The organism is Streptomyces sp. NPDC000983, from assembly GCF_040299205.1.
Lineage (GTDB): Bacteria > Actinomycetota > Actinomycetes > Streptomycetales > Streptomycetaceae > Streptomyces.
The window spans coordinates 1-3,026 of sequence record NZ_JBEPBM010000109.1 but is presented as its reverse complement, the minus strand read 5'-3'; the positions used below and the strand labels follow the sequence as shown (position 1 = coordinate 3,026).

Annotated in this window: 1 protein-coding gene; it reads right to left on the bottom strand. The window is 72.4% G+C overall.

Features of this window, described 5'->3' with window-relative positions; translation table 11 throughout:
• On the bottom strand, positions 1 to 3,026 hold a 3,026-nt coding region (locus ABT296_RS38495; RefSeq protein WP_351934791.1), incomplete at both ends, for a condensation domain-containing protein.

The window sequence follows — 3,026 nt, the reverse complement described above, 5'->3', positions numbered from 1 at the left end:
CCCAGCCGGCTCAGCAGCGCCGCCACCGCCGCCTGCAACACCATGAACAGCGTCGTCCCGCTCTCCCGCGCCAACCGCACCAGACCCGCATGCAGTTCGGCGGGCATGCCGGCCGTGATGGCTCCAGCGGCATGGCTGGGCACGGGGGGCCGGGGCCGGTCGGTGGGCAGGGCGAGTTCCTCGGGCAGCCCGGCCAGTGCCTCGGCCCAGTAGGCGAGTTGGCGAGCGGCAAGGCTCTCGGGGTCGTGCTCGTCACCGAGCAGGCCCCGCTGCCACAGCGTGTAGTCGGCGTACTGGATCGGCAGCGGGCTCCAGGCGGGGGCCCGCCCGGCCAGGCGTGCCTCGTAGGCGGTGCTCAGGTCGCGGGTGAGCGGGGCCATTGATGATCCGTCACCGGCGATGTGATGCAGCACCAGCGTGAGGACGTGGTCGTCGGTGCCGAGCGTGAACAGCGTCGCACGCAGCGGCAGTTCGGTCGCCAGGTCGAAGGCGTGCCGGGCGGCGCGCCGGACGTGCCCGGCCAGCTCCACCGGAGGGCACACGGCGGCGGACAGCGGGACGCGGGCGTCGGCGATGATGTCCTGGTACGGCTGCCCGGCAACCGCCGGGAAGAGCGTGCGCAAGGACTCGTGCCGCAGCGCCACATCGTCCAGCGCCGCCTGGAGCGCATTCTTGTCGACCGGCCCGCGCAACCGCATCGCGAGCGGGATGTTGTACGTCGAGCCGCCGTCCTCCCACTCCTGCAGGAACCACAGCCGCTGCTGCGCGTACGACAGCGGCATCGGCTCGGGCCGCACCGCCACGGCCGGCCTTGGCCGAGAGGTGTCCTCGGCGCGCAGATGCGCCGCGAGCTGTGCGACCGTCGGGTTGCCGAACAGCGCCCTGATGCCCACCTCGACGCCCAGCACGGTGCGGATGCGGCTGATCAGCCCGGTGGCCAGGAGCGAGTAGCCGCCGAGGGCGAAGAAGTTGTCGTCGACACCGACGTGCGCCGCGCCCAGGGACTCGGCGAAGAGGGCGCACAGGACTTCCTCTTCGGGGGTGCGCGGAAGGCGCGCGGGCGCGGGCTCGTCCTGCTCCGCGGGCTCTAGCCGCTCGGGCAGCCGGATGTCCAGCCGGCCGTCGGGGTGCCAGCGGCCCTGCCTGCCGGTGCGGTACATCACGGTGCCCGATCCGCCGTGCGGGGCGGCGACAAACCTGTCGCCCGCGGGGGCGACGGAAGGGCCGGGCACGGTGAGGTAGAGGTCGCCGCTGACTCCGGCCGGCACCGGCCTCAGGTGGTCGTCGAGGAGATAGGCCGCGGCCCGCTCGGGCGCGGACAGACCTGCCAGTTCGGGCCACACCTCGGCCGGGACGGTAACGCTCCACTCGTCGAGGACACGGTGCAGTTCGTCGGCCGTGAGCAGTTCCGCCTGGCTGACGGGTGTGTCCGGCTCGGCGGTCACCGCCTCCAGCAACCGGAGGAAGCGCCGGGCCAGGTCGTCCACGGTGGCGCGGTCGAACAGGTCGGTGGCGTACTCGAACTCGGCGCTGATGCCCGCCTGCCGGCCGGCCTCGTCGAAGGTCTCCTCCACGCCGATGCTCAGGTCGAACTTGGCGGCACGGTGGTTCAACGGCTCGGCAGAGGTGCGGAGTCCGGTGAAGCCGTACGCGCCGTCGTCGGTGTTCTGCAGGACGAGCATGGTCTGGAAGAGGGGGTGCCGGGCGGTGGAGCGGGCGGGGTTGACCGCCTCGACCACCCGCTCGAACGGAAGGTCCTGATGCGCATACGCCTCCAGATCGGCGGCGCGCACCCGGGTCAGCAGTTCACGGAAGGTCGGGTCACCCGACACGTCGGTGCGCAGCACCAGCGTGTTGACGAAGAACCCCACCAGGTCGTCCAGACCGTCATCGGTGCGCCCGGCGACCGCCGTCCCCAGCGGAATGTCGGCGCCCGCACCCAGCCGGCTCAGCAGCGCCGCCACCGCCGCCTGCAACACCATGAACAGCGTGGTCCCGGTCTCGCGGGCCAGGCCGCCGATACGGGCCTGGAGTTCGGCGGGCACGAAGAGGTCGACCGCCTCGGCCCGGTGGCTGGGTGTGGCGGGCCGGGGCCGGTCGGTGGGCAGGGTGAGCTCTTCGGGCAGGTCGGCCAAAGCCTTTTGCCAGTAGCCGAGTTGGCGGGCGGCGAGGCTGTCGGAGTCGTCCTCGTCGCCGAGCAGGTCGCGCTGCCACAGCGTGTAGTCGGCGTACTGGATCGGCAGCGGGCCCCAGCCCGGGGCTTCGCCGGTCACGCGCGCCGAGTAGGCGGTGCTCAGGTCACGGGCCAGGGGCGCCGTCGACCAGCCGTCCCCGGCGATGTGATGCAGCACCAGCACCAACACGTGCTCCTGCTCACCGAGCTCGAACAGAGCCGCCCGCATGGGGAGTTCGACCTCCAGGTCGAAGTCGTGCGCCGCCTCCTGGGCCAGGCGGGAGGGCAGCTCCGCCTCAGTCACGGTGCTCGTGGACAGCGGGACGCGGGCGTCGGCGATGATGTGCTGGTACGGCTGCCCGGCAACCGCCGGGAAGAGCGTGCGCAACGATTCGTGCCGCAGCGCCACATCGTCCAGCGCCGCCTGCAGCGCATGCTTGTCAACCGGCCCGCGCAACCGCACCGCGAGCGGGATGTTGTACGTCGAGCCGCCGTCCTCCCACTCCCGCAGGAACCACAGCCGCTGCTGCGCGTACGACAGCGGCATCGGCTCGGGCCGTACCATCACAGCCGGCCTGGGACGGGACGTGCCGTGGCCGAGGCGGGCCGTGAGCGCGGCAGGCGTGGGGGCGGCGAAGAGGTCTCCGATGCCCAGTTCGGCGCCGAGGGTGCTGCGGATGCGGCTGATCAGGCGGGTGGCGGTCAGGGAGTGGCCGCCGATGGTGAAGAAGTTCTCGTCGGCGCCGACGCGGGAGATGCCGAGTACTTCGGCGAAGAGTCCGCAGAGGACTTCCTCCTCCGGGGTGCGCGGTGCGCGGCCTTCGGCGTCGCCCCCGACCAGGGGTTCGGGCAG